Below are 24,763 nucleotides of genomic sequence, written 5' to 3'. Positions count from 1 at the left end.
TGCTCTTGCCCATGCTTGCGGACGGATGCAAGGCCGGGCCCGCGTGGTATGCCCACCACGCAAGTGGGAGGACGGTCGCCTGGCGCAAAACGAGCACATACCGCTGGAGGTCTTCGGCGTCACCAAGGTGTACCCCGGCGGTGTCCAGGCGCTCGACCAGGTCACCTTCAAGATTTTGCCGGGGGAGCGGGCCTGCCTGCTCGGCCCCAATGGCGCGGGGAAGACGACCCTCATCCGCCTGCTCACCGGCGCGCTGCGGCCCTCGTCGGGCCGGGTGAGCCTCTTCGGGCTCGGTGTCGAGGACCCTGACTTCCTCCAGGCCAAGCGGCGCGTGGGCATCGTCCCCCAGTCCCCGGGCATGTACCGAGACCTCACGGTGGACGACTTCCTCCTGCTGGTGCGCGACCTGTACGGCAGCGGGAACATCCCCGAGGTGGTGGAGGCCTTTGGCCTCGGGCCCTTCCGCACGCGGCGGATGGCGGAGCTGTCCGGAGGCATGCAGCGCCGGCTGTCCATGGCCGCCGCGCTCGTCTCCTCTCCGGAGGTGCTGCTGCTGGACGAGCCCACCGTGGGGTTGGACCCCGTGGCCACGCGCGAGGTGCACACCTTCCTGCGCAAGGTGATGCCTGGCCGCACGGTGCTGTTGTGCACGCACAACCTGGCCGAGGCCGAGGCGCTCTGCGAGAGCGCGGTCATCCTCCGTCAGGGCCGGGTGCTGCTGCACGAGCGCATCGCGACGCTGCGCCAGCGGATTCAACCGGTGCTCGTGCTGCGCGCTGCCCAGGGGCCCGAGCGGCTCGCCGAGGCCCTCTCCGCGCAAGGCTTCGTGCACACTCGCGAGGCGGACGCGGTGCATGTGCACGTGGCGGACGCGGTGGCCCAGGCACCCGGGTTGTTGCGCCACCTGCTCGGCACGGGCCTGGAGGTCTACGAGTGCCGCGTTGTGACACCGAGCCTCGAGGACCTCTTCCTGGAAGTCGTGGGGGCGAACGATGCTCGCGCGTGAGGTGCGCATCCTCTTCCGCAAGGAGTGGCGCCAGTTGCTGCGCAGCCGCGGCGCGATGCTGACGGCCCTGCTGCTGCCCATCATTCTTCTAGTCATCGTCCCGGGGCTGCAGATGCTCGGGATGAAGACCGGGGCCGCGAGGCCGGTGAACCTCCCGCCCGGAGTGGAGCTGCCCCCAGGGATGGCGGAGCTCATCCAGAGTCCCCTGGCGATGATGCGCGCCATGATGGTGCCGTTCATCGCGCTCGGCGGGCTCATCGTGCCTTCGGTGACGGCGAGCTACATCCTCATCACCGAGCGCGAGTCCCGCACGCTCGAACTGCTGGTGGCGCTGCCGGTGCGCGTGGGGCAGATATTGCTCGCCAAGCTGCTGGCCCTGCTCGCGCTGGCCTCGCTCGTCACCCTGGTCCTCTTCTCCGTGGACGCGGTGCTCATCCTCGCGTGGGACATCGGCTCGCCCGGCTTCGTGCTGGCCCTGCTGCTGGTGCTGCTGACGTCGCTGACCTTCTCCACCACCACCGCGTTGCTCGTCAGCTTGCTGGCGCGCGACTTCCGCACGGCCAACAACATCAACGGCCTGCTCATCGGCCCTACCATCCTCGTCTGCTTCGCCGTCGTGCTGGCGGTGCCGGGCCCCATCGTCACATCGCTGCTGCTCGCGGCGCTGTTCGCGGTAGGGTCCGGAGTGGCCACCTTCGTGGCCATGAAGGTGGTCACTTTCGAGCGTCTGCTGCGCTGACCTTCCTGGAAACCCATGCTCCCGACCCTCATCACCGAGCTGCACGCCGAGCCGCTGGACCTCTCCCTCACCGAGCCGTTCGCCATCGCCACGGGCGCGCCGACCATGGCGAACAACGTGCTGGTGCGCCTGACGCTGGCGGACGGGACGGTGGGGCTGGGCGAGTCCGCGCCCTTCACCGCGGTGTCCGGAGAGACGCAGGCCAGCACGCTGGAGGCCATTCACTCCATGCGCCAGACGCTGCTGGGGAAGGATGCGCGGGGGTGGCGTCCCCTCGGTGCGCTCCTGGGCGAGGCCTTGCCGGGTGCTCCCTCGGCGCTCTGTGGCATTGAGCTGGCGCTGTTGGACGCGCTGGGCCGCCACTACCGGATGCCGCTGGCCACTTTCTTCGGCGGGTCGGGCACGGGGTTGGACATCGACATGACGGTGACGGCGGGTGATGAGGCGCACGCAGCGTCCTCGGCCCGGGCCATCGTCGCGCGGGGCATCCGCACCATCAAGGTGAAGGTGGGCGCGCTGTCGGCGGAGGAGGACGTGCGGCGCATGGTCATCATCCGCCGCGAGGCGCCCGGAGCGCGGCTGTTCGCGGATGCCAACGGGGGCTACACGGTGGCGCAGTCGCGCGCCTTCCTCGCGGGACTGGAGGCCGAGGGTGTTCCCCTGGCCCTCTTCGAGCAGCCCGTGCCTCGCGAGGACTGGGAGGGCATGGCCGAGCTGACGCGCTCGTCCCGGGTGCCCATCTGCGCGGATGAGTCGGCCCGCACGGCGAAGGACGTGCTGCGCCTGGCTCGCGAGGGCGGTGCGCACGGCGTCAACCTCAAGCTGATGAAGAGCGGCGTGGTGGAGTCGCTGGCCATGTGGAACCTGGCGCGAGCCTCCGGCATGGAGCTGATGATGGGCGGCATGGTGGAGAGCACCCTGGCCATGAGCAGCGCGGCGCACTTCGCGGCCGGGTTGGGCGGCTTCGACTACGCGGACCTGGACACGCACCTCTTCATCCGGGAGCACTCCTTCCGCGGGGGCCTGCGGATGCAGGATGGGCGGGTGGACATTGGCCACGTCCAGGCAGGCCACGGCGTCGATTTGGGCTGAGCGCGCCGGGTGCCTGTGCCAGCGTAGCCCGCGCCGGCGGTGTATGCCGGTTGGGGGAGACGGCATGTTGGACGCACTCGTGGTGGGAGCCGGGCCCACGGGCCTGACGATGGCCTCGGAGCTGGCGCGGCATGGCCTGCGGTGTCGAATCGTGGATCAGCTCGAGGCGCCCTCGGTGTTGTCGCGAGCGCTGGCGGTGCAGGCCCGCACGCTCGAGGTCTTCGACGACTTTGGCATCGCCGAGCAGGCCCTCGCGCGGGGGCGGAGGACCGAGGCCTTCAACGTGGTGGGTGGCGGAGGCGTACGCACCCGGGTGCCCATGCAGGCCTTCTCCTGGATGGAGACGCGCTTCCCCTTCATGCTCATGCTGCCGCAGGACGCCACCGAGGCGCTGCTCACCGAGCACCTGGGCGCGTTGGGCGGGAAGGTGGAGCGGGGCCTGGCGCTGGAGGACTTCCGGCAGGACGCGGACGGCGTGGAGGCCACGCTGAAGCGGACGGATGGCCGGGTGGAGAGAGTGAAGGCGCGCTGGCTGTTGGGGTGTGATGGCGCGCGCAGCCGGGTGCGCAAGGCGGCCGGCATCCCTTTCGAAGGCGAGACATACGACGACGCGTGCGTGCTGGCGGACGTGCGCGTGGACTGGCCGCTCGGGCAGGGGGAGCTGGTCATCATGCCGTCCATGCACGGCGTGGTGGGGGCCTTCCCCATGCCAGGGGAGTACCGCTACCGGCTGTTCTGCATCATGCCGCGGGACATGCTCCCGGAGGGAGATGAGTCGACGCCCCTCACACTGGAGGAGATGCAGGGGATATTGGAGCGCATGTCACCGGTGCCGGTGCGCGTGAGTGAGGCGCGCTGGCTGACGCGCTACCGGCTGCACCGCCGGGGTGTGCCGCGCTACCGCCAGGGCCGCGTGTTCCTCGCCGGAGATGCCGCGCACATCCACAGCCCCGCGGGAGGGCAGGGGATGAACACGGGCATCCAGGATGCCTACAACCTCGCTTGGAAGCTGGCGCTCGTCACCCGAGGCCGTGCACCGGAGTCGCTGCTCGACACCTATGAGCTGGAGCGACACCCCGTTGGGCAGATGCTGCTGGAGGGCACGGACAGACTCTTTGGCCTGATGACGCGAGGAGGGACCTTCTCTCGCTTTCTACGGGCGTACGTGGCACCCCGGCTCGCGAAGGGCCTGCTCGGGAGCACCTTCACGCAGCGGCGCCTGTTCCACTTCGTCTCGCAGCTCGCCATCCACTACCGGAGCAGCCCGCTGTCCACCGAGCGCATCTGGGGCGAGGAGGTGGGCGGCGTGCGGCTGGAGGACGGCCCCGCGCCCGGTGAGCGCATGCCGGAGCTGCCGGTGAAGGGGGAGGGCGTGGAGCGCATGCACGAGCTGCTGCGCGGCCCCCAGCACGCGCTGCTGCTGTTCACCGGATTGAAGCCCGAGGCGAAGGGGCGGGGTGAGCTGGTGACGCTCGCGCGGAGGCTGGAGGGGGTGTATGGGCCGCTGCTGAAGGTGCGCGTGGTGGTAGCGGGGGAGGGCACACCGAGCCCCTTCGTGCTGGCCGATGGGGATGGTGCGCTGCATCGCCGCTTCGGCGCTGGGGCGGAGTGCTTCTACCTGGTCCGGCCAGACGGGTACGTGGGGCACCGCGAGAGGCCCATTGAGCCGAAGCGGCTCGAAGCGGAGCTCGCTCGGCGCCTGGGTCCGCTCGGGGCAGGAGGCGAGAAACGCGTCGCGAGCTGAGCCCACGCCAAGACACCCTCTCCCTCTGAGAGAGGGCTGGGGTGAGGGTCATCCTGCTGCCAGAGGTACAAAAGTGCGTTGTTGCTGCTGGCCCGGTGCGTTTCACTGGTCACCGGTGACGAGTGGAATGGAGCCAGCGGGTTTCACTTGTCACCGGTGACAAGTGGAATGGAGCCAGCGGGTTTCACTTGTCACCGGTGACAAGTGGAATGGAGCCAGCGGGTTTCACTTGTCACCGGTGACAAGTGGAATGAACCCAGCGAGTTTCACTGGTCACCGGTGACGAGTGGAATGAACCCAGCGAGTTTCACTGGTCACCGGTGACAAGTGGAATGGTCCCAGCGAGTTTCACTGGTCACCGGTGACGAGTGGAATGGACCGGCCTCGTTTCACTGGTCACCGGTGACCAGTGGAATGGTCCCAGCCGGCGTCTCCTCAGCCCTGCGCCGCCTCCGCCGGGGAGGAGCTCCCGCCTCCGGAGCCGAGCAGCGTGCGCCAGGCGGTGGCCAGGAGGATGATTGCGCCACCTACGATCGCCCAGGGCCCGGGCCGCTCCCCGGCGAAGAGGAAGGTCCACACCGGGTTGAGCACCGGTTCGAGCAGGATGAGCAGCGAGGCCTCCACCGCGGGTGTCTCGCGCAGGCCGCGCTGGAAGAGGGCGTAGGCAAGAGCGAGCTGGAATACGCCGAGGAAGATGAGCAACCCGATGTCCAGGGAGGTTGGCGCGGGGCCGCTGAGCGCGGGAAACAGCACGCTGGCACCCGCGATGAGGTTGCCCCACACGAGCACCGACGAGCCCTCCTCACCCACCGCGCGCAGCCCGAGGATGCACAGCGCGAAGGCGACGCCCGAGCCCAGGGCAATCACATTGCCCCAGAGTTGCCCCGGGGCGAGCTGATCCAAGAAGAAGAGGCTCAGGCCGAGCAGGAACACGGGCACCGCGGCCAGCTCACCGCGCGAGGGGCGCTCGCGCAGCAGGAGTGGGGACAGGAGCAACACGTAGAGCGGTGCGGTGTCCTGCAGGAAGATGGCGTTGGCGGAGGTGGTGAGCTTGTTGGCGAGGATGAACGACACCACCGTGGCGGCGTAGGCCACCGAGGCCGCGAGCCCTCGCCAGGACGGAAGCTTGCGACCGGCGGGGATGGCGAGCGCGAGCACCAGGGCCGCGACGAGCGAGCGGCCGGAGGCGAGCTGCCAGGCCGACAGGGAAGAGAGCTTCACGGCGGCGCCGGCAGTGGACCAGAGCACGGCGGCGGCGAGCAGGTAGAGACGAGAGCGGAGCATGGGATGCGCGGGTGACTCATATGCCGGTCGCCCGGGGAAAACCACCGGCGAGGGGTGCATGCACTGCTACGATCGCAGCCATGAGTGAGGGACCCTCGGTCCGCAGCCCTTTGACCCTGCCGCCCATTCCGGCGGTGCTCATCGCCATCCTCTCCGTGCAGGGAGGAGCCGCTCTGGCCAAGGGACTCTTCCCGGCGCTCGGCCCGGCCGGCACCGCGGGGCTGCGCATCTGTCTGGCCGCGCTCCTGCTGCTCGCCGTCTTCCGCCCGCCTCTCACGCGCTTCACCCGGGAACAGTGGGCCGCGGTTCTTCCCTACGGCGTGGTGCTCGGCGCCATGAACCTCAGCTTCTACCTGGCCCTCGCCCGCATCCCGCTCGGGCTGGCCGTCACCCTGGAGTTCCTCGGGCCGCTCGGGCTCGCCGTGCTCGGCTCGCGGCACCTCTCGGACTTCCTCTGGGTGGCGCTGGCCGCGGCCGGCATCGTGCTTCTCGCCCCATGGAGCGGAAGGGCGGATGCGCTCGACCTCTGGGGCGTGCTGCTGGCGGTGTTCGCGGGTGCTTGCTGGGCCGCGTACATCGTGCTCGGAGGGCGCGTCTCGCGCCGGTTGCCGCATGGGCAGAGCGTCGCCGCGGGCATGATGATCGCGGCCCTCACGGTGCTCCCCTTCACGCTGACGGACGTGCTTGCCGCGTGCTTCACCCCCACGTTGATGGGGGCGGCCCTGGGCGTGGCGGTCCTCTCCAGTGCGCTGCCCTACACCCTGGAGATGATGGCGCTGCGGTCCCTGCCGAGCCGCACCTTCGGCATCCTGATGAGCCTGGAGCCAGCGGTGGCCGCGCTGATGGGCTTGTTGGTCCTCGGTGAGCAACTCTCGGGCCTGCAGTGGGTGGCGATCGTCTGTGTGAGCGCCGCGTCCGCGGGCTCCACGCTCACGGCCAGCCGTGTTCGCCCTCCCGTCGACGCGTGAGGGGACACGCCCCTTTCAGGCACCCAGGAAGCGCCGGTACCGGGCCTCGACGGCCATGTAGACGGCGTAGGCCACGAGGCCCGCGGCGGTCAGCGCCAGCAGCACGGTGCCGTGGGATTGGGCCGCGAGCGTCTCCAGCGCCCCATCCAGTCCCCGGGCCCGCCGAGGGTTGGCGGTGAGCGCCGCCTGGACGAGAAACCCGCCGATGAGCACGAAGACGAGCCCGCGCGCGAGGATGCCCAGCTTGGAGATTCGTACCGCCCACTCCGCTTGCTGCGGGCGCAGCTCGTCCAGCCGGAGCTTCTTGCGGAACTTCTCCTTCCAAGCCTTGTAGACCTGCCAGAAGCCCATGCCGGCGATGACGAGGCCCACGACGGCGACGAGGGCCTGTCCGAAGGGCTGCGACATCAACCGGGCCGTCCAGGACTGGGCGCTCTGGTCTCCACTCGCGCCGGTACCTCCCGTTCCCAGCACCAGTCGGAAGGCCGCCAAGGCGAGGAACGCATGGATGGCGGCACTCACCAGGTAGAACCCTCGGAGGAAGAGTCCCTTCGCGTCGGTGCCCTTGCCGTCCGGGTCCATCCAGGCCTGCACCACGCGCCAGAGGACGTAGCCCACCAGGCCCACCGCCACCACCGCGAGCAGCGCCTTGCTCCAGGAGCCCCGAGCCAGCGTGGCCAGTGCTCCCTTGGTGTCGGTTGTCCTGCCTCCCGAGCCGAAGGCGACCTGGAGCGCGAGCACGCCAATCACCGCGTACACCACGCCCTTGGCCAGGTAGCCGAGGCGGGCCAGCCGCTCCGTCCACGGGTTGTGCATTGCCTTCGCCCCGAGTCGGTCTCCCTGGTGCTTCAGTTCCGAGGCCTTACGGCCGAGCCCGTTCCCCATCGGTCCTCCCTCCCACACCGGAGCGCCAGAGCCACTGTCCGGCGGTGCGGTGCATCCTTTCGGAAGGTAGGCTCATGAAGCGTCGCCTCTCGGGGAGCGCCTGGCCGGAGGCTCGGCCTTCGGGCCACCGGCTAGAAGTCGCTCCCATCCGCCCGCTTGCCCGGCGAGGAACCGAGGGTCGAGTTCAACTCGTCGATGAACACCGGAGGGGGCCACGACACCGTGAAGGCGGTGTCGCTCTGGTCGGCTGCCGCCGGGGCCGAGGCATCGCTCACCCGCACGAGGGCCTGCGCCGTCGTCGCTGTCACCGAGGGCACCGTCCACGTGTACTGCCCGCTGGCCGCCGGCACACTTGGGGCCAGCACCTGCCACGTCAAACCGTTGTCGGGCGAGAACTCGAGCCTCACCGAGCTGATGCCATCTGCCGTCCAGGTGAGGGTCTGCACGGTGCTCGAGGTGAGCTGCTCGCCGCCGTTGGGGGAGGTGAGCCGCAGGGTTGAAGGAGGCGGGGACGTCACGTTGAACCTGAAGCGGCTGAGCACCGGGTAATGGTCCGAGGTGGTGTCCTTGTACTGGGGGATATATTCATCCGGCCGCAGCGCCTGGGCGGAGTTGCTCACGTAGGCCGCCTGCAGCTCGTTGCTGACGAGCTGGTGGTCGATGAACGCGGTGTTGCTCACCGTGCTGCGCACGTTGGCGAGCGACAGGGGCCGGGTGAGGAAGGTGTAGTCCGCCGGGTAATCCAGGAAGTTCTGGTACGGAGTGGGCAGGTAGGGGCTGCTCGAAGACTCCCGGGTGATGGACACATCCACGTCGTCATTCCAGTCGCCGAGCACGATGAAGGGGGTGTTCGGAAACTGTGCATCCAGGTAGCTCTTGAGCGCCACCGCGGCGTTTTTGCGGCGGTTGTAGGAGCCCGTGTCGTTGAACGCCTTCATGTGCAGCACGATGGCCACCAGGTCCACGCTCGTCCCGTTGCGCGTGATGCGCAGCTTCACCTGGAGCGGGGGCCGCGTACCGAATTCGTAGTTACTCGAGGTCAGGATGATCCGCGCGTCCTGCACGCTGACCACGTCCGAGCGGAAGAGGATGCCCACCTTCTGCTCGTCGGGGTCGTAGTAGGAAGTGCCGAACTCGACGATCGGGTCGTTGGCCATGAAGCCGTCGTAGCCGGGCATCTGCTTCAGCGCGTTGAACTCCTCGGCGTCCACCAGCTCCTGAAGGCCCCAGAAGTCCGCCCCGACGGTCGTGATGACCGTCTTCACGTTGTCGAGCTGCAGCGCATCGTCCGTGGGGCCTTGGCTCGCGTAGCCGAACCATTCGACGTTCCAGTTGGCCGCGCTGAACGCCAGGGAGGTCCCTCCGTCACCGCCATCACCTCCGTCGGGCGTACCCGGGCGGACCATCAGTCCGAGCAGCTTCATGGCCTGCGCGCCGTGGACGTCCTGCACGCGCACGGAGGGGGAGAATGAGCCCGACTCCAGCGGCACGCCCGTGAGCTGGCCGTCCTCGCCCAGCGTGAGGCCCGAGGGCAGCGAGCCGCCCACCAGCGTCCAGCGCAGGGGTCCCTGGCCGTCGCTGGCCTGGAGCTGGACCGTGTACGTCTCACCCACGGTGGCGGCGGGCAGCGAGGTGGTGCTGACGGCCGGAGCAGGGTGGACGCGCAGTGGGTACGTCCGTGCATTCACGGCGCCCGCCGAGTCCTTCACCTGCACCGTGAAGGTGTACGGGCCCGGTACCGTGGCCGGACCCTTCAGCAGTCCCTGGCCCGTGGTGAAGAAGAGGCCGGGGGGCAGCTTTTCCAGCGAGTACCGCAGGGGGGGCGTGCCTCCGGTGGCGGCGAAGCTCTGCTCGAAGGGCGCGCCCTCGGTGGTTTCCAACTGCTCCAGCTCGGGCAACTGGAGGGGCGTGTTTCCGCCGGGCGTCGGCCCGGGGCAGGCACCAAGAAAGGCGAGGACGGCGAGCGTCCCCAGCATGCGGGCGAATGGCATGGTGAGTCGGGCTCCGGACTCGGGACCGGGGTGGCCCCAGGGAGCCCGACTCTAGCGTGTCGGCTGGCCGACACAGAAGCAGGACGCGGCCTACGGCGTCGGCGCGGCCAGGATGCGCTTGAGCTCGTCCTTGTCGTTGGAATAGTCGAAGGACTCGTACAGCTTGAAGCCGTTCTCCAGGTCCAGCAGGCGCGGGCGCAGCATGCGCATCGCCTTCAGCCGGTCCTGGGAGAAGCGGAAGTTGCGGAGGATGTCCTGCGTCTGGGCCACCAGGAAGTACTGGGTGCTCACGGCCTCCTCCAGCACGGCGAGCTGGTCATCCGAGAAGGGCTCGTTGCGGATGGCGGCCACCAGCGAGCGCAGCATGGCCTCGGTGATGGGCTGCACCGTGGGCAGCGGCGGGGGCCGCTGAGGCTCCAGGCGCGTGGGGGGGGCATTCGTCACCTGCCGGCCCACCTCCTTGAGATCCGCGCGCGCGTCATCGATCAGCTTCAGCAGCTGCTTGTCCTTCTTGGCCTTGCTCGCGGCCTGGGCGAGCCTGTCGTTGATGACGGCCAGCTGCCGCATCAGCGTGTCGCGATCCACCACCACGGGGGTGGCCTGCGTGTTCGGGAGCGGGGCACCCGGACCCGGACCCGGGGGCGGCCGGAAGTCGGCCTTGGCGGTGGGTGGCTCCTGTTTGTTGTTCTGGGCCAGGGCCGGGGCGGCCAGCAGGGTCGCCACGGCAATCAAGACTGCTCTCATCCGTCTCTCCAGGGGTGAAGATTGCTTTGCGCTCCGGGCGGGGGTGCAGTCTGATGCAGTGGCCTGCGCTCGCCGGATGGGCGCGCACTATAGCTTGCCGGGCCGGATGCCGGCGGCTCGCACTGTCCGTGAGGGAGAAGAGACCGATGGCCGAGAAATGGGACAAGCAGCTGATGGACTTCCTCAAGCGCACCGGGGAGGAGCTCAAGCGCTCCGGCGAGGAGCTCAAGACCGAGGCGCAGCGCTTGATGGTGGAGGTGAAGGATCCCGCCAAGCAGGCCAAGGTGAAGGAGGGCATCGAGAACCTGCGTACCTTCGCGGTGACGGCAGGCAAGCAGGTGGCCGAGCGCATCGAGACCGCCGTGCGCCAGGTGGAGGAGACGATCGAGGGGGCCATCGAGGGCAACAAGGAGTCGCCCCCCCCGGCCAAGCCTCCTCGCACGGCCGCTCCCCCGGCTCCGGCCGCGTCCTCCGAGACCCCGCCCCCTACTGCGAAGAAGGCGGCGTCCAAGGCGGGCACCAAGTCGATTGGCCGCAAGAAGACGGCCACCAAGGCCCCCGCCAAGAAGGCCGCCGCCAAGACGGGGGCCAAGAAGTCCATCGGCCGGAAGAAGCCCGCCCGTCCGGCCTCCTGAGGAGCATTCATTCGCTCTGGAATCCTCTAGGAGGGCCACATGGGCGGCCTGCGTCTGGCCGCCCCGGGCGTTGGATCAACCTGCGCCCCATGACATAGTGCGCCCGTGGCCGGCTCCAATCGAGACGAGAAGGGCAGTTTCCAGACGGACATCTCGCAGGACGTCATCGACGCGGCGCTGGAGAGCGTCGATCGTCACGTCCAGCCTCCCGCCTTGGACGAGCAAGAGGAAGAGCTCCCCGAAGGCGCGAGGACGCTGGAGGTGGAGATGCCCGAGGGCGCGATGACCCTCGACGTGGAGATTCCCGAGGGTGGCTTCGGGGAGCCGGAGGCTCAGGAGGAGGCCAACGCCGGTGGGCTGCGGGCCGCGCTGCATGAGTCCCATCGCGAGCTGAGCGAGATGCGCCGCGAGCGGGACTCGACGCGCGAGCTGTTGGCGCAGGCCCGCCGCGAGCTGGAGGATGCGCGTCAGCAGCTCGAGTTCAGCCAGACCCGGAGCCGCGAGACGATGGAGCGCCTCAAGGACAGCCATGAGCGCGCCCTGCGTGCCGCGGCCGACCTGGAGAACTACAAGAAGCGCGCTCAGAAGGAGAAGGAGGAGGTCCAGAAGTTCGGCTCCGAGCGCCTGCTCAAGGACTTCCTCCCGGTGGTGGACAACCTGGACCGCGCGCTGGAGGCGGCCCAGAAGTCCGCTGACTTCGAGAGCCTGCGCACGGGCGTGGAGATGACGCGCAAGCTCTTCGACAGCGCCTTTGGCAAGCACGGCGTGAAGGGCTTCTCCGCCGTTGGCCAGCCGTTTGATCCTCGCCTGCACGAGGCCATGCAGCAGGCGGAGAGCGCCGCGGTACCCGCGGGCCATGTCCTTTACGAGGCCGTGCGCGGCTACACGCTCAACGAGCGGCTCATGCGGCCCGCGTTGGTCGTGGTGGCGCGCGCTCCGGCGGCCCAGCCGCCCGCGGCCGAGACAACTTCTTCAGAAACGACGCCGGGTGGTGAGCCCACGGGGGGGATCACCACCGAGCAGACCGGAACCACTCCCTCGGGGAGCCAGTAGGACGTCATGGGCAAGGTGATTGGAATCGATCTGGGGACGACGAACTCGTGCGTCGCCGTCATGGAGGGCGGCGAGCCGGTGGTCATCCCCAACAGCGAGGGCAGCCGCACCACGCCGTCGATGGTGGGTTTCACCGAGTCCGGTGAGCGCCTGGTGGGCCAGATTGCCAAGCGGCAGGGCATCACCAATCCGGAGAACACCGTCTTCGCCGTCAAGCGGCTCATCGGCCGCAAGTTCGACTCGCCCGAGGCCAAGAAGGCCATCAGCGTGAGTCCCTTCCGCGTGGCGCCCAGCCCCAACGGGGACGCCTGGGTGGAGATCCGCGGCAAGGGCTACAGCCCGCCGGAAATCAGCGCCATCGTGCTGATGAAGATGAAGCAGACGGCCGAGGATTACCTGGGTGAGCCCGTCACCGAGGCGGTCATCACCGTCCCGGCCTACTTCAACGACAGCCAGCGCCAGGCCACCAAGGACGCCGGCCGCATCGCCGGCCTCACCGTGCTGCGCATCATCAACGAGCCCACGGCCGCGGCGCTCGCCTACGGCCTGGACAAGGTGCGTGAGGCCGGCTCCGAGCGCATCGCCGTCTACGACCTGGGCGGTGGCACGTTCGATATCTCCATCCTGGAGCTCAACTCGGGCGTCTTCGAGGTGAAGAGCACCAACGGCGACACCTTCCTGGGTGGTGAGGACTTCGACCAGCGCCTCATCGACTTCCTGGCCAAGCGCTTCGCCGAGCAGAACAACGGCCTGGACCTGCGCAAGGACCGCATGGCGCTGCAGCGCCTGAAGGAGGCGGCCGAGCGCGCCAAGCACGAGCTGTCCAGCGCGACGGAGACGGAGGTGAACCTCCCCTTCATCACCGCGGACGCCACGGGCCCCAAGCACCTCACCGAGACGGTCGAGCGCAGCACCTTCGAGGCGCTGGTGGCGGACCTCGTCGAGCGCTCCATCGAGCCGTGCCGCATCGCGCTCAAGGACGCGGGCATTGCCGCGCAGCAGATTCAGCAGGTGCTGCTGGTGGGCGGCATGACGCGCATGCCGGCGGTGCAGCAGAAGGTGAAGGACTTCTTCGGCAAGGAGCCGCACAAGGGCATCAACCCGGACGAGGTCGTCGCCGTGGGCGCGGCCATCCAGGGTGGCGTGCTCAAGGGCGAGGTGAAGGACGTCCTCCTGCTGGACGTGACGCCGCTGTCGCTGGGCGTGGAGACGGCTGGCGGCGTCTTCACCAAAATCATCGACAAGAACACCACCATCCCCTGCAAGAAGAGCCAGGTGTTCTCCACGGCGGTGGACAACCAGCCCCTGGTGTCCGTGCACGTGCTGCAGGGCGAGCGCGAGATGGCGGTGGACAACAAGACGCTGGCTCGCTTCGAGCTGGTGGGCATCCCCCCGGCGCCCCGTGGCGTGCCGCAGATTGAGGTCTCCTTCGACATCGACGCCAACGGCATCGTGCACGTGAGCGCCAAGGACCTGGGCACCGGCAAGGTGCAGCAGGTGCGCGTGGTGGGTAACTCGGGTCTGTCCGAGGCGGAGATTCAGGGGATGATTTCCGACGCCCAGGCCAACCAGTCCAGCGACAAGCTGAAGAAGGAGCTGGCCGAGCTGCGCAACAACGCCGACTCGCTCATCTACACCACCGAGAAGAGCCTGGAGGAGTACGGCAATGTCCTCCAGGAGAAGGACCGCGAGGAGATCAAGGCCGACGTAGACAACCTCAAGACGTTGATGACGGGCCAGGATGCCGCCGCCATCAAGGAGGCCTACCAGCGCCTGGAGACCAGCGCCTACCGCATCGCGGATGCGCTCTACGCGGACCAGTCCAAGTCCGGCTCCTGAGCCGGACCGCGGGCCTCTTCCCGGGGCCCGCCTTCCCGGTGTTCAATGGGCAGCGTGGAATTCCCTTCGCTCGAAGCCGAAGTCGCCTTCCTGCGCGGCCTCAACGCCGTGGTGCGGATGTCCGATGACATCCTCGAGGACTGCCTCGAACGGGGCCTGAGCCTCGACGCGGCCGTGGATGTCTTCCTCACCCAGTGCGCGCGGCTGGTGCATGCCTCGGCGGGCTTCGTCAGCCTCCGAGGGACGGCGGGCCCCGTGCTCACCCGGGTGTTGGGCCAGCTCGGGACGGACGTCTTCGAGGCCGCGAGCTGGAAGGGTGCGCATCCCCTGTCCGATGGGCGGATGATCTTCTGCGCTCCGTTGGCGCTCGGCCGGCTGGAGCTGGGCACCCTGGGGCTGGTGGTGGAGGGGTGCTTCGACGATGGCGGCTGGCTGGTGATGAAGCTGGTGGAGGCCATTGGAGATCAGCTCGACAACGCGGTGCTGGCCTTCCTGTCGCTCACCGACGGCCGCAGCGTGCTGGAGCGGCTGGACGAGCTGGCCCCCGACGATGATCCAGTGACGGGGCCGCGCGGACGCATCGGCCGCTACGAGCTGGTGACGCCGCTGGGCACCGGGGGCATGGCGCAGGTGCTGGTGGCGCGCACGCGGGGCCCCGAGGGACTCGGCCGGCTGGTGGCGCTCAAGCGGATTTTGCCGCACCTGGTCTCGGACCCGGACATCGTGAAGCAGTTCCTGGACGAGGCCCGCATCGGGCTGCGGCTGTCGCACCCCAACCTCGTCACCTTCCACGACTTCGGCGAGTCGCAGGGCACGTACTACCTGGTGATGGAGCTGGTGCGAGGGGTGGACTTCGACCGGCTGCTGAAGACCACGCGGCCCTCTCCAGCCATGACGGTGGCCATTGTGCAGCAGGCGCTGCATGGGCTGCATGCGGCACACCTGGCGCGGGGCGAGGACGGGGCCCCGCTGCGGCTGGTGCACCGGGACTTGTCGCCGCACAACCTGATGGTGGGCTTTGACGGGCGGGTGAAGGTGCTGGACTTCGGCGTGGCCAAGGCGCGCGCCCAGCGCACCGTGACGCTGCCGGGCATCGTGAAGGGCAAGCCCCTCTACATGTCGCCGGAGCAGGCGCGCGGCGAGCGGCTGGATGCGCGCAGCGATCTCTTCGCCGTGGGCCTCATCCTCTATGAGGCCTTCACCGGCAAGCGCGCGTTCGACCGGGGGGACGAGCTGGAGTCCATGCACGCCATCTGCGACGACCGGCTGAGCCGACCGGCTAGCATCGCCCTGCCGCTCTGGGAGGTGTTGGAGGTGGCGCTCGCGAAGGAGCCGGGCAACCGCTTCGCCAGCGCGCTCCAGATGGCGGAGGCGCTGGCGGAGGCGTGTGCCCCGGCGCGCGAGGTGGACGTGGGCCGGCTCATGTCCACGCACTTCCCCGAGCGCCTGCGCGGCTTCGAGCGCCTGGAGCGCGTCCACCTCTCGGGGAACACGCCCGCGGCGGGCGAGACGCGCTTGCGCCCCGCCGTGCCGGACCGCTCGAACCGTTAGATGCCGCGCTTGTTCTTCGGGTCGGTCTCGCTGCTGAGGTCCAACTTGCGCGTGCCCTCCGTCTCGTCGCGGCGCGTCCGCATGTGGCCGTCCCCGTAGAGCTCGTCGTGGACCTTCTCCTCGTCCGTCAGTGCGCGGCTGCGGGCCGAGTCTTCTTCGGCGCGCAGGGGCGTCGTGACCACCGTCTCCTCATGGGTGGCGCGCATGACGGGCCGCTCCACCGGCTGCTGAGGGATGGGGATGCCCACCCCCGTGTCCACCGGGGTGGAGATGCCCGTGCGGCTGCCGGTGGAGGTGAAGCCTCGGGTCCGGTCCTCCTCGGTGAGGATGGGGCTGGCCCGAGCGCCCTCCGTGTTGTACGGGCCGATCTCCTGGGCTCCCAGGTCCTGCGTGGTCAGGCCCTCGGGGCGTGAGACGCGGCTGGTCCCGATTCCCTCACGCTGGGCGATGGTGTCGGAGCCATAGGGCATCTCGTCGGAGAACGACCGGAGGCTGTCCTTGCCGTGCGCCAGGATGACCTCCCCGTTGCGCAGCTCGCTGATCTCCGAGTACCGGACGGAGTAGTCCTTGGGGAAGAAGAGCCCCTTCTCGATGTGGAACTCCATGTCGCCTACGGCGTACACCTTGCCGAGCTTGTGCCCGTCGACGCTGCGGACGGTCATGCCTTCCTTGATGTCTCCTCGCTGATACATGTCCGCCTCCTGGGAATGTTCGTCTTCCAGAAAGGTGGGGACCGGGGGGCAGGAGGGCATCCTCCGGGAGGGGGGAGAGGAGGGCCTCGGCGGCTTGTTGGCCCTATAAAGGAGGGGATGCATGTGACTCCGGGTGGAAAAACCCCCGGGCGGGCATCCGGGCAAGGTGTTGCGAGCTTGACCCCTCTTTCGCATCCCCATAGAAAACCGGGGCTTTTGCCGTCGCCCCCATCCTCCCCCAGCCCCAGGAGATGCCCCGCATGCGCCGTTTCGCTCCGATGCTGCTCGCCGCGTTCGCGCTGTTCGCGGCCGCCTGCGAGAAGAAGACCCAACCTGCTCCCTCGGGTGAGGGAGCCCCGGGCGGCCAGGTTGCCCAGCCTGCGGCCGGTGGTGGGACCCCCTCGGATGCGAACACCATCCTGCTCGGCGAGGTGGGCAGCCTCACCGGCGCCCAGGCCACCTTCGGGGTGTCCACCCGCAACGGTATCGAGCTGGCCCTCAAGGAGGCCAACGCGGCCGGCGGGGTGAAGGGCAAGAAGCTGGCGGTGCGCGTCTATGACGACCAGGGCAAGCCCGAGGAGGCTGCTCAGGCTGTTACCCGCCTCATCACCCAGGACAAGGTGGTGCTCATCCTTGGCGAGGTGGCCTCGTCCAACTCCCTGGCCATGGCCGAGAAGTCCCAGGCGGCCGGGGTGCCCATGATTACCCCGTCCTCCACCAACCCCTCCGTCACCCAGAAGGGCGACTACATCTTCCGCGTGTGCTTCATCGATCCCTTCCAGGGCTTCGTGATGGCGAAGTTCGCCCGCGAGAACCTGAAGGCGGGGCAGGTGGCCGTCCTCCAGGACAACAAGAGCGCCTACTCCATCGGCCTCAAGGATGTGTTCACGCAGAAGTTCGCGGAGATGGGCGGCAAGATTGTCGCCACGGAGAGCTACTCCCAGGGCGACACGGACTTCCGCTCGCAGCTCACCACCATCAAGAAGACGAAGCCGCAGGCCATCTACGTGCCGGGCTACTACAACGACGTGGGCATCATCGCCCGCCAGGCGCGCGAGCTGGGCCTGACGGTGCCGCTGATGGGCGGCGATGGGTGGGACTCCGAGAAGCTCTTCGAGCTGGCCGGCAACACGCTGGATGGCAGCTACTTCTCCAACCACTACTCGCCGGACAACCCGGATCCGAAGGTGCAGAAGTTCATCTCGGACTACAAGGCGGCGTACGGCGGCGTGCCGGACGCGCTGGCGGCGCTCGGCTATGACGCGGCCAAGGTGGCCATCGCCGCGCTCGAGCGGGCCAAGGACCTGAGCGGCCCCTCCGTGCGCGATGCCATCGCCCAGACCAAGGACTTCCCGGGCGTGGCGGGCACCATCTCCCTGGACGAGAACCGGAATGCGGTGAAGTCGGCGGCCATCCTCAAGATCGCCAACGGCAAGACCGAGTTCGTCACCACCATCAATCCGTAATGTCCGAGCTCATTCAGCACCTCATCAACGGCATCGCCGCGGGTACCATCTACGCGCTCGTCGCGCTCGGGTACACGATGGTGTACGGCGTGCTCAAGCTCATCAACTTCGCCCACGGCGACGTGATGATGGTCGGCGTGTACATGGGCTACGCCACGGCGTTCGCGCTGGGGCGTGAGGCGCAGAGCTCGCCCTGGGGGGTGCTGACCATCTTCCTGGTGGCCATGGGCGGGTGTGCGCTCATGGGCTTCCTCATCGAGCGCTTCGCCTACCGGCCGCTGCGCGAGAAGCCGCGGCTCACCTCGCTCATCACCGCCATCGGCATCTCGTTCACGCTCTCGTACGGCTTCCAGCTCGACATCGGCTTCCTGCCGGGCTCGGCGCCGCGCGCCTTCCCGCAGATCATCAAGCCCTCGCAGTGGTTCACCCTGGGCGATCCCGAGTTCCCGGACGTGGTGCTGTGGAACTGGCAGGTCATCTCCCTGATTGTGGCGGTGGCGCTGATGGCGGGCCTGCAGTACCTCGTCTACAGCACGCGCTTCGGGCGGGCGATGCGGGCGGTCTCGTTCGACCACCGCGTGGCGGCGCTGATGGGCATTCCCACCGACCGGGTCATCTCGGTGACGTTCATGATCGGCAGCGCGCTGGCGGCGGGCGCGGGCCTGCTGTACGCCATCAAGGACACGTCGGTGAGCCCGCTGATGGGGCTGATGGTGGGCCTGAAGGCCTTCGTGGCGGCGGTCATCGGTGGCATCGGCAACGTGCCGGGGGCCGTGGTGGGCGCGCTGCTGCTGGGCCTGGTGGAAGAGTTCGTGGTGGGCTACGCGGCGAGCACCTGGCGTGACGCAGTGGCCTTCGGCTTCCTCATCCTCGTGCTGCTCGTCCGGCCCGGTGGTCTGTTCGGCCGGGTCGCGGCGGAGAAGGTCTGACGCCGCCCATGCAAACCGCTGCTGCTGTCTCTTCTGGTTCCGGGAGCTCCTCGGGAGTTCCCGCCCCCCTCCGGGGCATCCTGCCCGTGCTGGTGGCCGTGCCAGTGCTGCTCGTGCTGGAGTGGCTGCTGAGCGACTCGCCGTTCGCCACCTACCTGCTGTCCATCATGGCGGTGAACGTCATCCTCGCGGTGAGCCTCAACATCGTGAACGGGATGACGGGCCAGTTCTCCATCGGCCACGCGGGCTTCATGGCGGTGGGGGCCTATCTGACGGGCGTGACGTCGCTGGCGCTCAAGGACGTGGCCCTCTCCTTTCTTCCGGTGGCGGTGAGTGACCAGGTGTTCCTGGTGGTGTCGCTGCTGGTGGGCGGTACCGCCGCGGCGCTGGCCGGCTTCCTGGTGGGCCTGCCCAGCCTGCGCCTGCGGGGTGACTACCTGGCCATCGTGACGCTGGGCTTCGGGGAGATCATCCGCGTGGCGGTGACGAACACCGAGGCCTTCGGGCGCGCACTGGGCCTGAGCGGCATTCCCCAGACGTCCTCGGTGGCCATGGTGGGCTTCTGGGTGTTCCTGGCGGTGCTGGCAGCGCGCCGGATTGCCGGCTCCAGCCACGGCCGCAGCCTCTGGGCCATCCGCGAGGACGAGGTGGCCGCCGAGGCCATGGGCGTCAACACCACGGGCTACAAGGTGCGCGCCTTCGTCGTCTCCTCCTTCTTCGCGGGCATCGCGGGCGGGCTGTTCGCCCACTTCGTCCCCATCATCAACCCGGGCTCCTTCACCTTCGTGAAGTCGATGGAGATCGTCGTCATGGTGGTGCTGGGCGGGCTGGGCTCGACCACGGGCGCCATCGTGGCTGCGGTGTTCCTCACGCTGCTGCCCGAGGCGATGCGCTCGGCCTTCGCTACCTTCGGGGCGGGGAGCACCCTGGCGCAGCAGGTGGATCAGATCCGCATGCCGGTGTACGGCATGATGCTGGTGGTGCTGATGCTGTCGCGCCCTCAGGGCTTGTTCGGCACGAGGGAAATCTGGGAGGTCCTGCCGCGGTGGATTCCCCGCAGCCGGAAGGGGATGTGATGAGCGGCCCGCTGCTCGAAGCCGTGGGAGTGAGCATCCAGTTCGGAGGCCTCAAGGCGCTCTCGGACTTCAACCTCACCATCCACCAGGGAGACCTGCAGGGCCTCATCGGCCCCAACGGCGCGGGCAAGACGACCGCGTTCAACGTGCTGACGGGGGTGTACCAGCCCACCCAGGGCGAGGTGCGCGTGTCCGGGTTGCGCGTGAACGGGCGGCTGCCGCATCAGATCAACCACCTGGGACTGGCGCGCACCTTCCAGAACATCCGCCTGTTCCGGGCGCTGACGGCGCTGGACAACGTGAAGGTGGCTTGCAGGGGCCAGGCGGCGTTGCACTCGGAGGGCGTGGGCCTGGGCGCGAAGTTCACCGGGGCCGTGCGCAACTACCGCGACTGGTGGCGGGCGCTGCTGCTGACGCCGGGCTTCCAGGCCGAGGAGCGGGAGCTGACGCAGCAGGCCGAGCACCTGCTGGAGGTGATGGGGCTGGCGCACCGCCGCGACGAGGAGGCGCGCAACCTGCCCTACGGCGAGCAGCGGCGGTTGGAGATTGCCCGAGCGCTGGGCACGCGGCCCAAGGTGCTGCTGCTGGACGAGCCGGCGGCGGGCATGAACACCCGGGAGAAGGCGGACCTGATGGTGCTCATCCGCAAGCTGCGGGACGACTTCAACCTGGGGATTCTCGTCATCGAGCACGACATGAAGCTCGTGATGGGCATCTGCGAGAAAATCACGGTGCTGGACCACGGTGAGACGATCGCCCGGGGCGCGCCGGCCGAGGTGCGCAATGACCGGAAGGTCATCGAGGCGTACCTGGGAGACAGCTACCTGGAGTCGCACGGAGGCGCGGCGTGAGCGAGGCGCAGGTGAAGGTGCTGGGCGAGCGCCAGGAGTTCTCGCCACTGCTGTCGGTGGACGGGGTGAAGGTGTCCTATGGGGCCATTCAGGCGCTCAAGGGCGTGACGCTCAAGGTGGGCAAGGGCGAGGTGGTGGCGCTCATCGGCGCCAACGGGGCGGGGAAGACGAGTACGCTGCGGGCGGTGAGCGGGATGCTCAAGCCGGTGGGCGGGCGCATCTCCTTCTCGGGCGAGGACACGACGGGGGCGAAGGCGCACACCCTGGTGCCTCGCGGCATGGCGCACGCTCCCGAGGGCCGGGGCATCTTCCCCAACCTGACGGTGCTGGAGAACCTGGAGCTGGGCGCGTACCTGCGCAACGACGCGGACGGCATCGCGGCGGACATGGAGAAGAGCTACGGGCTCTTCCCGAAGCTCAAGGAGCGGCGCAAGCAGCTGGCGGGGACGCTGTCGGGAGGCGAGCAGCAGATGCTGGCGATTGCCCGCGCGCTGCTGAGCCGGCCCAAGCTGCTGCTGCTGGACGAGCCCTCGCTGGGGCTGGCGCCGCAGGTGACGGAGACCATCTTCCGCAACCTGAAGGACGTGAACGCCGCGGGGGTGAGCATCCTGCTGGTGGAGCAGAACGCGCACCTGGCGTTGAACTTCGCTCACTACGGCTACGTGCTGGAGACGGGCGAGGTGGTGATGGCCGGTCCGGGCAAGGCGCTGCTGGAGAGCCCGGAGATTCGCAAGGCCTACCTGGGCGAGTAACCCCCACTCTCATTCTCCCTCTCCCTTTGGGAGAGGGTCGGGGTGAGGGTCTTCGCGTGGGAGCGCTTCAGGGCAGGAAGCCGACGACGCTCACGCCACCGGGGCCGACCGAGAAGGCGGCGACACCGGGAGTGGGCGTGGCGGCCCGCCGGTCATCGAGCCAGAGGTAGACGCCGGTGCCGACGAGCGCGACCCCCACGGCGGCGCTCACGCCCGCGAGGACACGCTGCTGGGAGGCCTTCGCACGCAGCTCGCTGATGCGGCCCAGGTCGGACTGGGGCGGGTACTGGTTGTTCTCGTAGGGCTTGTTGGACTCGACCATCGCGTTGTTTCCGTCGATGACGAAGAAACCCGCGAGACCGAGCGCCGCGATGCCCACGCCCGCGGAGGTATAAGCCACGGGCTTCTTCCAGGAGCCTCCGGACGGGGCCTGCTTGCTGACGCCGAGGGCGTCAGGTGGGGCGGACACCGGGGGCGCAGGTTGCTCGGCTTGCGCCGTGTCCCGGGGCTGCTCGGAGACCTCCGCGGGAGGGGGAGCCGTCGTCACGAGCGGAGGGGGAGCCGGCTGCTCGACGAGGGGCGTGGCCTTGAGGGGCACGAGGTTGAGCTGCTCGCGCAGGCGGGTGATGGCGGTGCGGACGAGCTCGGCCTGGGGCTGGCCGCGGCTGCGGATCTGAATGCTCTTCTGGTCGACCAGCTCGCCTGTGGGGTTCACGACGAGGCCGGAGACGCGCGTGAGCTGCCCTGGGTTCAGGGTGATGAGGACGGCGCGGCTGGCCTGGGTGGCGGTGGCGAGCCTGCCGAGGCACTCCGAGGGCTTCTTGGCCAGCGCGCACGACTTCTTGGGCTCCTTATCGAGGAAGGCGCGGACCTGATCAGACGGCACGAGCTGCACATCACCGCGGGCGATCTCCGTCGCGCAGGTGGCCTGGTAGTCCTGGATGGTGTTCTTGTCCTTCTCACCGACGATGGCACACGGGTGCAGGGCGATGGAGTCCGTCTGCGCCGAGGCGGCGGGAGCGAGCAAGAGACCGAACGCGAGGAGGAGAGGGGGCCGCGAGGCGGGAAGAATTTTCACGGTGGGCCCTCGAGAAGGGACAGGTTGGTGGCGGAACGGTCATCGTGTGGGGATGACCAGGGGAGCGCAACTTCCGCGAGTAGGGGCACCATGCTATCCACCAGAGGAGGTGGGCCGTCAAATGGGTTTGGAGAGATGACCGTGATGCTTCGCAAGGTCCTCGGAACGGTGCTGCTGTTGGGGGCACTGGTGGGATGCACCGCACCGCTTCGCGTGTGTGAGTCGAACGCGGATTGTCCGGGCGGTGGAGTGTGCGATCCGGAGCGAAAGTTGTGCTTCTCGGGGAGCGCGGAAGGGGGCTCGTGTGAGCCAGCCTGTGCGCCGTACCAGGCGTGCACGCCGGCGAACGTGTGCGTGCAGCGGTACACGGCGCTGACGGTGACACCAGGGGACGGAGGCGTGGTGGGGGCAGGGGCGGTCCAGGTGCGGGCCGAGCTGCTGGTGGGCACTGGATTCGCGGGGAACTTCCCGGAGACGCTGAACTTCAGTGTGGCGCGGAGCGACGGTGGGGTGGGTGGCACGCTGGCTGCGGTGACGAGGAGCGAGGGGGTTTACACCACGCAGTGGACGCCGGCCGGGGAGGGCGAGTTCCGCCTGACGGCAGCGCATCCGGAGGCGGGAGGCCCGAGCACCACGGTGAACCTGACGGCGGACACGACGGGGCCCTCGTTTGTGGTGGTTGTGCCCCAGGCGGATGCGGGCGTGCCTGGTGGGGGGACGGCGTATGGGGACCCGGCTCTCGCCAACGCGTGGCGCCGTGATCAGGTCGTGCCGGTGGAGATTCGGACGAACGAGCCCAACCTGGATTTGAGCACGGTGACGGTCACGTTGGTGGGCACGGATGGAGGGAGCGTGCCTGGAGGCTCTGTCACTGCGTTTGCGCAGAGCGAGAGCTGCGACGCGGGATTCTGCGGTGTGGCCCAGGTGAAGCTGTGGGAGCCTCCGTTCGATGCCTTCCGCGGGACGATGACTGTCGATGTGCAGGGCGAGGACACGGTCGGCAATACAGGCAGTGGAGCCGCGACCTTCAATGTCACGCGCTGGAAGTGGGCGTTCGATGTACAGACGGGAGTCATCAAATCCACGCCGGCCGTTAGTCAGCAGGGAACCATCTATTTTGGGACGACGACAGGAACGGACGGGAAGGTGTTTGCCGTCAGTCCTGATGGTCCTAAGCAGTGGGAGACGGGGACGGGTGTTGTCGTCAGTGGGCCAACGGTAGGGGTTTTGAATTCAGGCGTGGAAAAGGTCTACGTTGGCATCAACCCCAGCAGCACTTCAGCCGCGTTGGTTGCATTTAATGGGAGCACTGGTGCTGAGATTGTCCGCTGTGATGTCAATAAGGGACAGATTGCAAGCAGTCTCGCCCTGACGCAAAGCCCGGTCGAAACAGCATTGGGGGTTGTCAATGTGAATGTGGGGGGGCCGACTGGGGTTGTTGGAGCCCTGCTTGCAATCCGTCCAGAGGGAGCTGCAACGACCTGCAATTCGACTGATCCCATCGCTCGCAGCCAGGTGAGCAGTAGTGGTGTGGGACCTCTCGTCATCGAGAGTGATGCGGTCTTTTTCTCTGACGCATCGGGGCGGCTGACAAGCTATCAGCTTGGCTCAACAACCGCGCGCTCGGGTTGGCCCGTACCAACAAGCTTTCCAATCAACGGATTGGCACTGGCTGGAACCGATGTCGTTGGGGCGAATGGGGGTTCTTTCTCTGATCAGGGGCAACTCTTCTCGGTTCCGAAGGTTGGTGGCGTAGCGTCTCCTCCCTGGCGCTATCCCTCTACGACGGACATGTTCATCAACCAGCTTTCTGTCGGACCGGCGAATGTCATCTTCTTCGGTTCGGAGAACCTGCCGAATCCTCCTGGCTCGGCGGGGCTGGCAGCCATTCCGTTGAGCGGGAATACGCTCAATGCTCTTCAGGCCGGAGCAGGCAGCTTCAAGGGGGCTCCTGCAATCGGACGTGGTGGCATGCTCTATGCTGCGACTGAGGGAACAGGGCTGGTTGGCGAGTGGTCTACGGACAACTTCAGCAATCGCTGGACGCTGGCCAGTGGTATTGGACCCACCTCTATTTCGCCTGCGCTCGACTGTGCCCGTGATGGGGCGGGGGCGGCGCGTGATGAGAATCTCGGCGTCCTCTACGTCCCCGCGGGCGGCAAGCTGTACGCCTTCGTCGTCGACAGCCGCGGTCTGGACACCTCGGCCCCTTGGCCCAAGTACCAGCACGACTCGCGCAACACCGGCAACCCGGCCACTCCCATCACGTCTTGCCCTTGAGGGTGACGCTCCTCGTGAAAGCCGTCACTCCCGATACTCCCCCGTAGCGACCGGCGGCGAACTCGTCGTAGGTTCCGCCGCTATCTCTTTCCACCCCCAACCTTCAGG

General features: G+C 68.2%; 21 protein-coding genes. 15 read left to right on the top strand and 6 right to left on the bottom strand.

From position 1 onward, the window contains the following. Positions 1 to 25: 25 nt before the first annotated feature. The 4 genes from OV287_RS48010 to OV287_RS47995 all read left to right on the top strand — a co-directional run bounded on the left by OV287_RS48010 (position 26) and on the right by OV287_RS47995 (position 4,581). The gene (locus tag OV287_RS48010) at positions 26 to 1,006 is read left to right on the top strand and encodes an ABC transporter ATP-binding protein (protein ID WP_267540792.1); all 981 of its coding nucleotides are present in this window, start codon (positions 26 to 28) and stop codon (positions 1,004 to 1,006) included. After that, entirely contained in the window at positions 993 to 1,745 is a 753-nt protein-coding gene (locus OV287_RS48005; RefSeq protein ID WP_267540791.1) for an ABC transporter permease, read from the top strand. The genes OV287_RS48010 and OV287_RS48005 overlap by 14 nt, the downstream gene beginning before the upstream one ends. 15 nt (positions 1,746 to 1,760) lie before the next feature. After that, positions 1,761 to 2,837 (top strand): dipeptide epimerase, encoded by a 1,077-nt coding sequence (locus OV287_RS48000; protein ID WP_267540790.1) that lies wholly within the window; start codon positions 1,761 to 1,763, stop codon positions 2,835 to 2,837. A 64-nt stretch (positions 2,838 to 2,901) separates the two neighbouring features. Further along, positions 2,902 to 4,581, top strand: coding sequence for an FAD-dependent monooxygenase (locus tag OV287_RS47995; RefSeq protein WP_267540789.1), 1,680 nt, complete (start codon positions 2,902 to 2,904; stop codon positions 4,579 to 4,581). A gap of 435 nt (positions 4,582 to 5,016) precedes the next feature. Here OV287_RS47995 and OV287_RS47990 read toward each other — a convergent pair whose 3' ends face one another. Further along, positions 5,017 to 5,865, bottom strand: a complete 849-nt coding sequence (locus OV287_RS47990; RefSeq protein ID WP_267540788.1) for a DMT family transporter — start codon at positions 5,863 to 5,865, stop codon at positions 5,017 to 5,019. Positions 5,866 to 5,945: 80 nt separating this feature from the next. Here OV287_RS47990 and OV287_RS47985 point away from each other — a divergent pair, with 80 nt between their 5' ends. Continuing rightward, positions 5,946 to 6,833 (top strand): EamA family transporter, encoded by an 888-nt coding sequence (locus OV287_RS47985; protein ID WP_267540787.1) that lies wholly within the window; start codon positions 5,946 to 5,948, stop codon positions 6,831 to 6,833. Between the two features lie 15 nt (positions 6,834 to 6,848). Here OV287_RS47985 and OV287_RS47980 read toward each other — a convergent pair whose 3' ends face one another. The 3 genes from OV287_RS47980 to OV287_RS47970 form a co-directional block, all read right to left on the bottom strand. Further along, positions 6,849 to 7,718, bottom strand: coding sequence for a DUF1206 domain-containing protein (locus OV287_RS47980; RefSeq protein WP_267540786.1), 870 nt, complete (start codon positions 7,716 to 7,718; stop codon positions 6,849 to 6,851). Positions 7,719 to 7,849: 131 nt separating this feature from the next. Next, a complete protein-coding gene (locus tag OV287_RS47975) occupies positions 7,850 to 9,709 on the bottom strand; it encodes a putative Ig domain-containing protein (protein ID WP_267540785.1) in 1,860 nt (619 codons plus the stop codon). A gap of 90 nt (positions 9,710 to 9,799) precedes the next feature. Next, positions 9,800 to 10,453: a proline and serine-rich protein 1 family protein gene (locus tag OV287_RS47970; protein WP_267540784.1), complete on the bottom strand. Its 654-nt coding sequence runs from the start codon at positions 10,451 to 10,453 to the stop codon at positions 9,800 to 9,802. A 146-nt stretch (positions 10,454 to 10,599) separates the two neighbouring features. Between OV287_RS47970 and OV287_RS47965 the strand changes: the two genes are divergently transcribed. The 4 genes from OV287_RS47965 to OV287_RS47950 all read left to right on the top strand — a co-directional run bounded on the left by OV287_RS47965 (position 10,600) and on the right by OV287_RS47950 (position 15,531). After that, the gene (locus tag OV287_RS47965; RefSeq protein WP_267540783.1) at positions 10,600 to 11,088 is read left to right on the top strand and encodes a transcriptional regulator; all 489 of its coding nucleotides are present in this window, start codon (positions 10,600 to 10,602) and stop codon (positions 11,086 to 11,088) included. 105 nt (positions 11,089 to 11,193) lie between these two features. After that, entirely contained in the window at positions 11,194 to 12,141 is a 948-nt protein-coding gene (gene grpE / locus OV287_RS47960) for a nucleotide exchange factor GrpE (RefSeq protein ID WP_267540782.1), read from the top strand. A 6-nt stretch (positions 12,142 to 12,147) separates the two neighbouring features. Continuing rightward, positions 12,148 to 13,980, top strand: a complete 1,833-nt coding sequence (gene dnaK / locus OV287_RS47955; protein WP_267540781.1) for a molecular chaperone DnaK — start codon at positions 12,148 to 12,150, stop codon at positions 13,978 to 13,980. 45 nt (positions 13,981 to 14,025) lie between these two features. Beyond that, positions 14,026 to 15,531: a serine/threonine-protein kinase gene (locus tag OV287_RS47950; RefSeq protein ID WP_267540780.1), complete on the top strand. Its 1,506-nt coding sequence runs from the start codon at positions 14,026 to 14,028 to the stop codon at positions 15,529 to 15,531. Here OV287_RS47950 and OV287_RS47945 read toward each other — a convergent pair. Then, a complete protein-coding gene (locus tag OV287_RS47945; protein ID WP_267540779.1) occupies positions 15,528 to 16,223 on the bottom strand; it encodes a hypothetical protein in 696 nt (231 codons plus the stop codon). The genes OV287_RS47950 and OV287_RS47945 overlap by 4 nt on opposite strands. Positions 16,224 to 16,483: 260 nt before the next feature. Here OV287_RS47945 and OV287_RS47940 point away from each other — a divergent pair, with 260 nt between their 5' ends. The 5 genes from OV287_RS47940 to OV287_RS47920 are packed head-to-tail and all read left to right on the top strand — an operon-like array spanning position 16,484 to position 21,297. Then, positions 16,484 to 17,689, top strand: a complete 1,206-nt coding sequence (locus OV287_RS47940; protein ID WP_267540778.1) for an ABC transporter substrate-binding protein — start codon at positions 16,484 to 16,486, stop codon at positions 17,687 to 17,689. Further along, the gene (locus OV287_RS47935) at positions 17,689 to 18,618 is read left to right on the top strand and encodes a branched-chain amino acid ABC transporter permease (RefSeq protein WP_267540777.1); all 930 of its coding nucleotides are present in this window, start codon (positions 17,689 to 17,691) and stop codon (positions 18,616 to 18,618) included. The genes OV287_RS47940 and OV287_RS47935 overlap by 1 nt, the downstream gene beginning before the upstream one ends. Before the next feature lie 8 nt (positions 18,619 to 18,626). After that, positions 18,627 to 19,694, top strand: a complete 1,068-nt coding sequence (locus tag OV287_RS47930; protein ID WP_267540776.1) for a branched-chain amino acid ABC transporter permease — start codon at positions 18,627 to 18,629, stop codon at positions 19,692 to 19,694. Next, entirely contained in the window at positions 19,694 to 20,545 is an 852-nt protein-coding gene (locus OV287_RS47925; RefSeq protein ID WP_267540775.1) for an ABC transporter ATP-binding protein, read from the top strand. The genes OV287_RS47930 and OV287_RS47925 overlap by 1 nt, the downstream gene beginning before the upstream one ends. Further along, positions 20,542 to 21,297: an ABC transporter ATP-binding protein gene (locus OV287_RS47920; protein WP_267540774.1), complete on the top strand. Its 756-nt coding sequence runs from the start codon at positions 20,542 to 20,544 to the stop codon at positions 21,295 to 21,297. The genes OV287_RS47925 and OV287_RS47920 overlap by 4 nt, the downstream gene beginning before the upstream one ends. 67 nt (positions 21,298 to 21,364) lie before the next feature. Here OV287_RS47920 and OV287_RS47915 read toward each other — a convergent pair whose 3' ends face one another. Further along, the gene (locus tag OV287_RS47915) at positions 21,365 to 22,375 is read right to left on the bottom strand and encodes a hypothetical protein (RefSeq protein ID WP_267540773.1); all 1,011 of its coding nucleotides are present in this window, start codon (positions 22,373 to 22,375) and stop codon (positions 21,365 to 21,367) included. Between the two features lie 423 nt (positions 22,376 to 22,798). On the opposite strand from OV287_RS47915, the gene OV287_RS47910 reads away from it, so the two are divergent. Further along, on the top strand, positions 22,799 to 24,655 hold the full coding sequence (locus tag OV287_RS47910; RefSeq protein WP_267540772.1) for a PQQ-binding-like beta-propeller repeat protein: 1,857 nt from the start codon (positions 22,799 to 22,801) through the stop codon (positions 24,653 to 24,655). Positions 24,656 to 24,763 lie beyond the last annotated feature (108 nt).

This window comes from Archangium lansingense (genome assembly GCF_026626635.1).
GTDB classification, from domain to species: domain Bacteria; phylum Myxococcota; class Myxococcia; order Myxococcales; family Myxococcaceae; genus Archangium; species Archangium lansingense.
This window is presented reverse-complemented; position numbering and strand designations above follow the sequence as displayed.

Excerpts from the sequence above, each read along its gene's own strand:
- OV287_RS48010 (WP_267540792.1), top strand. The coding sequence starts at position 26 with ATGCAAGGCCGGGCCCGCGTGGTATGCCCACCACGCAAGTGGGAGGAC.
- OV287_RS48005 (WP_267540791.1), top strand. The coding sequence starts at position 993 with ATGCTCGCGCGTGAGGTGCGCATCCTCTTCCGCAAGGAGTGGCGCCAG.
- OV287_RS48000 (WP_267540790.1), top strand. The coding sequence starts at position 1,761 with ATGCTCCCGACCCTCATCACCGAGCTGCACGCCGAGCCGCTGGACCTC.
- OV287_RS47995 (WP_267540789.1), top strand. The coding sequence starts at position 2,902 with ATGTTGGACGCACTCGTGGTGGGAGCCGGGCCCACGGGCCTGACGATG.
- OV287_RS47990 (WP_267540788.1), bottom strand. The coding sequence starts at position 5,865 with ATGCTCCGCTCTCGTCTCTACCTGCTCGCCGCCGCCGTGCTCTGGTCC.
- OV287_RS47985 (WP_267540787.1), top strand. The coding sequence starts at position 5,946 with ATGAGTGAGGGACCCTCGGTCCGCAGCCCTTTGACCCTGCCGCCCATT.
- OV287_RS47980 (WP_267540786.1), bottom strand. The coding sequence starts at position 7,718 with ATGGGGAACGGGCTCGGCCGTAAGGCCTCGGAACTGAAGCACCAGGGA.
- OV287_RS47975 (WP_267540785.1), bottom strand. The coding sequence starts at position 9,709 with ATGCCATTCGCCCGCATGCTGGGGACGCTCGCCGTCCTCGCCTTTCTT.
- OV287_RS47970 (WP_267540784.1), bottom strand. The coding sequence starts at position 10,453 with ATGAGAGCAGTCTTGATTGCCGTGGCGACCCTGCTGGCCGCCCCGGCC.
- OV287_RS47965 (WP_267540783.1), top strand. The coding sequence starts at position 10,600 with ATGGCCGAGAAATGGGACAAGCAGCTGATGGACTTCCTCAAGCGCACC.
- dnaK (WP_267540781.1), top strand. The coding sequence starts at position 12,148 with ATGGGCAAGGTGATTGGAATCGATCTGGGGACGACGAACTCGTGCGTC.
- OV287_RS47950 (WP_267540780.1), top strand. The coding sequence starts at position 14,026 with ATGGGCAGCGTGGAATTCCCTTCGCTCGAAGCCGAAGTCGCCTTCCTG.
- OV287_RS47945 (WP_267540779.1), bottom strand. The coding sequence starts at position 16,223 with ATGTATCAGCGAGGAGACATCAAGGAAGGCATGACCGTCCGCAGCGTC.
- OV287_RS47940 (WP_267540778.1), top strand. The coding sequence starts at position 16,484 with ATGCGCCGTTTCGCTCCGATGCTGCTCGCCGCGTTCGCGCTGTTCGCG.
- OV287_RS47935 (WP_267540777.1), top strand. The coding sequence starts at position 17,689 with ATGTCCGAGCTCATTCAGCACCTCATCAACGGCATCGCCGCGGGTACC.
- OV287_RS47930 (WP_267540776.1), top strand. The coding sequence starts at position 18,627 with ATGCAAACCGCTGCTGCTGTCTCTTCTGGTTCCGGGAGCTCCTCGGGA.
- OV287_RS47925 (WP_267540775.1), top strand. The coding sequence starts at position 19,694 with ATGAGCGGCCCGCTGCTCGAAGCCGTGGGAGTGAGCATCCAGTTCGGA.